The organism is Kitasatospora sp. NPDC004799, assembly GCF_040609095.1.
Taxonomy (GTDB): Bacteria; Actinomycetota; Actinomycetes; order Streptomycetales; family Streptomycetaceae; genus Kitasatospora.
The window spans coordinates 1-5,285 of the sequence record NZ_JBEXJK010000508.1; the positions used below are offsets into that span (position 1 = coordinate 1).

At 75.3% G+C, this 5,285-nt stretch carries 3 protein-coding genes and 1 pseudogene; 3 read left to right on the forward strand and 1 reads right to left on the reverse strand.

Translation table 11 applies throughout. The features are described from left to right. Positions 1 to 1,652, reverse strand: a 1,652-nt coding sequence (locus tag ABZW03_RS36665; protein WP_355268554.1) for an ALF repeat-containing protein, incomplete at its 3' end; no start/stop codon positions are given. A gap of 141 nt (positions 1,653 to 1,793) precedes the next feature. Between ABZW03_RS36665 and ABZW03_RS36670 the strand changes: the two are divergent. The 3 genes and pseudogenes from ABZW03_RS36670 (at position 1,794) to ABZW03_RS36680 (ending at position 5,067) form a co-directional block, all read left to right on the forward strand. Continuing rightward, positions 1,794 to 2,738, forward strand: a pseudogene (locus ABZW03_RS36670) (NAD-dependent epimerase/dehydratase family protein). 145 nt (positions 2,739 to 2,883) lie between these two features. Beyond that, positions 2,884 to 3,834, forward strand: a complete 951-nt coding sequence (locus tag ABZW03_RS36675; RefSeq protein WP_355268557.1) for a hypothetical protein — start codon at positions 2,884 to 2,886, stop codon at positions 3,832 to 3,834. 189 nt (positions 3,835 to 4,023) lie between these two features. After that, a complete protein-coding gene (locus ABZW03_RS36680; RefSeq protein ID WP_355268560.1) occupies positions 4,024 to 5,067 on the forward strand; it encodes a helix-turn-helix transcriptional regulator in 1,044 nt (347 codons plus the stop codon). Positions 5,068 to 5,285: the final 218 nt, after the last annotated feature.

Consider the following 5,285-nt stretch of genomic DNA (forward strand, 5'->3'; position numbering starts at 1 on the left):
GCCACGACCATCGCCGCGCCCGCGGCGAGGGCCGCGGCGGCGCCGCCGGCCTCCCAGCCGAGCCCGTCGGTGCCGGTGGCGGCGAGCGTGCCGGTGCCGGTGCCGGTTGTGCTCGTGGTGCCGCTGCCCGTACGGGTGGCGGTGGTGGTCCCGGTGCCGGTGTGGCCGGCGGGCTGGACGGTCTGCGGCTGCTGCCCGGAGCCGCCGGTGCCGTTGCCCGTACCCGAGCCGGTGCCGGTGCCGGTGTCAGTGCCCGTGCCGTTGCCGGTACCCGGCTTGGCCGCCGCCGCGGCTTCGTCCTCGGCCTTCGCCTTGGCCCAGCCGTCCTTGAGGAAGGCCAGGATGTCCGCGTAGCTGCCCTCGGAGGCCGCCAGGGCGGCCTTGCGCACCGCCGGGCCGCCGGTCTCGATGATCTGGGAGACCTTGACCCGGTTGTCGCTCTCGCGCAGCACCGGCAGCTCGACGGCCAGGAAGTGCCGCAGCTCGGCGCCGCCGCCCTTGAGCGCCTTCTGGGCCCCCTCGCGCACGGCGCGGCCGGTGGCCGGGTCGGCGTGGATGCGCTCGACCTCGGCGCGGTCGTCCTGGGCGCGGGCGGCGTACTGGCCGGTCGCCAGGAAGTCGAGGACGTCCTGGTAGGTGCCGTCCAGGGCCTTGGACGCGGCCAGGCGCAGCGCCGGGCCGGCCCCCTCGGCGCCGTCCGCGATCCGGGTGAGGCGCAGCAGGTTGTCGGGCCGCTGGTTGTCCGCGAGCTCGACCTCCAGGAAGTGGCGCAGTTCGGCGGCGCCGCCCTTGAGGGCCTGCTCGGCCGCCTCGCGCACCTTGGGGCCGGTGGCCGGGTCGGCGAGGATCGCCTCGATCTTGGCGCGGTCCTCGTCCTCGGCGCGGGCGACGTACTGGCCGGTCTTCAGGAACTCGGCGATGTCGGCGTCGGTGCCGCGCAGGGCGGCCTTGGCGGCCTTCTTCACGGCCGGGCCGCCGGCGGCGTAGATCTGTGAGGCCCGCACGTGGTTGTCGGTCGCGCGCTGGTCGTCGAGCTCGACGTCGAGGAAGTGGCGCAGTTCGGCGGCGCCGCCCTTGAGGGCCTTCTCGGCCGCCTCGCGGACGCCGGGGCCGCTGTTCGGGTCGGCGAGGACGGCCTCGACCTCGGCGCGGTCCTCGTCCTCGGCGCGGGCGGTGAACTGGCCGGTCGCCAGGAAGTCGAGGACGTCCTGGTAGGTGCCGCGCAGGGCGGCCTTGGCGGCCTTCTTCACGGCGGGGCCGCCGGTGGCGAGGAGCTGGGTGGTCCTGACCCGGTTGTCGATGTAACGCTGCTCGGCCAGCTCGACGTCCAGGAAGTGCCGCAGCTCGGCGGCGCCGCCCTTGAGGGCCTTCTCGGCCGCCTCGCGGACGCCGGGGCCGCTGTTGGGGTCGGCGAGGATGCGCTGGACCTCGGCGCGGTCGCGCTTCTCCTGGCCGTCGCCGTCCTCGGGTGCGGTGTCCCGGGCGGAGTCGGACCCGGTGTCGGGGCCGGAGACGCCGGTCGGCTTCGGGGTCTCGGAGGCGGAGGCCGTGGCGGGGAAGAGGACGGCGGGGGCCAGGACGGCGGCCGCGACGACGGCGGACACCCGGGGCAGCTTCATCAGGAGCGGACCTGTTTCGTGCGAAAGGATCATGAATCTTCACCAGCATAGATCCACTTTTACGATTGCCATACCAATTATTTGCCGAACCCCCACCCCTCCCCGCCTGACGGCGCGCCACCCCCGGCCCGCCCGCCGCGACCCTCGTTCCGGGGCGCCACTAGGGTGGGGCGGATGAGCTTCCACCTGGTCGTCGGACACGGGCCCGCCGGGGCCGCCACCGCCCGCCTGCTGGCCGAACAGGGCCACGAGGTCCGGGTCGTCACCCGTACCGGACGCCCCGCCGGGCCGGCCGTCCCCGGCGTCGAGCACCTCGCCCTGGACGCGAGCGACCCCGTACGGCTGGCGCAGGCCGCCCGCGGCGCCGCCGCCCTCCACGGCTGCGCCGCGCCGCCGCTGCCGCAGTGGGCGCGGCTGTGGCCGGCGCTGAGCGCCTCGCTGTGCGCGGCGGCCGAGGAGAGCGGCGCGGTGCTGGTCCTGCTCGGCAACCTGTACGGCTACGGGCCGGTGGCCGGTCCGCTGACCGAGGACCTGCCGCTCGCCGCGACCGGCCCCAAGGGGCGGGTGCGGGCGGCGGCCTGGGAGCGGGCGCGGGCGCTGCACGAGGCCGGGCGGATCCGGGCGGTGGAGGTGCGGGCCTCGGACTTCTTCGGCCCCGGCGTCACCGACGGCGGCCACCTGGCCGGGCGGGTGATGCCGGGTCTGCTGAAGGGCCGGCAGGTCGCGGTGATCGGCGACCCGGACGCCGCGCACAGCTGGACCTACCTGCCGGACGTGGCCCGGGCGATGGTCGAGGTCGCCGGCTAGGAGCGGGCCTGGGGCCGGGCCTGGCACGTGCCCACCGTCGCGCCCGTGCCGGTGCGCGGCATGGTCGAGCGGCTGGCCGCCGAGGCGGGCCGCGGGCCTGCCGCGGTGCGCCGCCTGCCCGCGGCCGCGCTGGCCGTGGCGGGGGCGTTCTCCCCGCTGCTGCGCGAACTGCGGGAGGTGCGCTACCAGTTCGACCGGCCGTTCGTGATGGACTGCTCGGCGTACGAGGCCGCGTTCGCGGTGCGGGCCACGCCGCTGGAGGAGCAGGTGCGGGCGACGGTGGCGTGGTGGCGCGGACGCGTGGGGGCGTAGCGCATCGGCTGGAGGCTGCCGGCGGGGTCCGGCGGGGTCCTAGAAAGCACGGATACCGGTGGTTGACCGGGCCCTGGCAGGCTGGCGGTGGTCGGCGGCCCCGCAGCCGCCGGCCGCCCCGCCCCCTCTCGGTCCGGAGGTCCTCGTGCGTTCGCCGGTGCGCAGCCTCGTCCTCGCGGTCGTCCTCGCCCTCGCCCTGAGCGGTGCGGCCCTGCTGCCCGGCACGGCGTCGGCCGACACCCCCGCGACGGTCCTGTACAACCAGGGGTCCGACCGCTGCCCCGGCCCCGGCGCCTTCGGCCAGCCCGAACTGCACCCCTGCGCGCCGTCCGACAACCCCCTGCTCTTCGGGATCACGCCCGTACCGGGCAGGCCCGGCTCCTTCACCGTCCACCCGAACTCCAACCCGAAGTTCTGCCTGTCGAACGGCGGACGCGTCGTCCAGTGCCCCTTCGGCTCGTCCGGCGAGCGGTGGGAGGTCACCCCGTTCAACGCCGGTGGCGAGACGGCGAAGTGGGACATGATCGGGGTGCGGCTGAGGAACGAGGGCAGCGGCCAGTGCCTGGACAACGACACGAAGCCCTTCGGCGGCTGGAAGCTCTACATGACCGACTGCGCCGACAGCCGCTACCAGCAGTGGGACATCGACAAGTCCGTCTACACCGCCCTGTTCGGCCCGATCGGCGCCCACAAGGGCATGACCTGGGCCAACCTGGAGCAGCGCGCCGACAACCTGGTGCACGTCGGCTACGACGGGCAGAGCGACCCGTACCACGGAGACACCTGGGCGGGCTTCCAGCTGCCGGTGCTGTGCATCAAGCAGGACGGCCGGCCCGCGCCGGTGGGCATGCCGCCCACGCCCGGCTCGCACGCCTGGGGCGGCGGTGAGCTGAAGGCCACCGCGCCGGTGGCCGGCACCCTGCTGACCGGCCGGGCCGTCGCCGACCAGCTGTGCGCCTCGTCCTTCGGCACCGGCTTCCGGATGACGGAGTTCCACGACGCCGGGGGCTGGGGCATGTGGGCCAACGGCACCCTGCCGACCGGCACCCGCTTCTGGACGGCCATCGACGACCAGCCGGCCAACCTGTGGAGCTGACCTCGCTCCCCGCGTGACGAGGGGACGGGGAGCCGGGTACGGGGGGCGGGGGCGGGGGCGCCGAACGGAGGCGCGTCCGCCCTTCCCGCCTCTCTCCTCGTCCATCCGTCCTCGTCCGTTCACCGGACGCCGGGCCCCGGCTTCCGTAGTATTCCGTCCGTGGCCAAACGACGTGACGTAGAGCGGGAAGTGCTGGGTTCCATCGGCGAGTTGGCGGCCGCCCAATTACCGGCCGCCGAGCTGTTCCGCGAGCTGCACACCCTGCTGCTGGAACCGCTCGGCTTCGACGGCGGCTGCTTCCACGGCAACGACCCGGTCACCGGGTTCCCCACCTCCACCGTCGCCGAAGGTCTGGACCCGGCCCAGTTCGAGCAGGCCGTCCAACTGGAGCTCCAGGGCGAGGACCTCACCACCTTCACCGCGATCCGCGCCTCCGGCCACCGGGCGCAGACCGTCGACCGGGCCACCGACGGCCGCCCCGAACGCAGCGTCCGCTACCGGGAGTTGCTCCACCCCTGCGGCTACGGCGACGAGCTGCGGATCAACTTCGACCTGGGCGGCGGCCGTTGGGGCTCGGGGGCGTTCATGCGCGACCGCGCCCGCGGCAGCTACGGTGTGCCCAACCTGCGCCTGGCCGAACGCGTCGCCGCCCCGATCGGCGCCGCCCTGCGCGACACCCACCTCGCCGCCCTGCGCCGCGCCCGCACCCAGCCCGTGCACGCCCCGGCGGTGGCGATCCTGGACGGGTACGGGCGGCTGCGCTCGGCGGACGCGGCGGCCCGCGACCTGATCGGGCGGATGGCCGAACCCATCGCCCAGACCGGCGGGGTGCCCAGCGGCTTCGTCACCGTCGCCCGCCAGGCCGCCCGCCAGGGCGCCCCCGCCGAGGTGCGGGTCTGCGCCCCCGACGGGCAGTGGCTGGTCCTGCACGCCTCCCCGCTGGACGGCCGCCGCGGCGGCGTCGCCGTGGTCGCCTCCCCGGTCTCCCCCGTCCAGCGCCTGCCGCTGGCGATCCTCGCCCACGGCCTGTCCCCGCGCGAACAGCAGGTCGCCGTGCACGCGGTGCGCGGCACCAGCACCAAGGACATCGCCGCCCTCCTGCACCTGACCGTGCCCACCGTCCAGCAGCACGTCACCGCGATCCTCCACAAGACCGGCGTGGGCAGCCGCCGCGAACTCGTCGCCCTCCTGATGGCCGACCACCTCCCCACCCTCGGCCTGCCCCCGGCGTGACACCCGCCCGGCGGCCGGGTTCGGCGACGGCCCCTCCCGCGGAGACACTGGTGTGCGACCCCGTGCGAGCGCGGAGCTCTGCGCCGCGGGATGCCTCGTCCCTGAGAACGGAAGTACCTGTCGGTGACTCCTCCCCCGGCTGAAGCCGGGGGCTTCTCGCTAAGCCGGTTGGGCTTCGCGACGGACCAGCCCGGCCCGTAGAACGTTCGTGGCTCCCA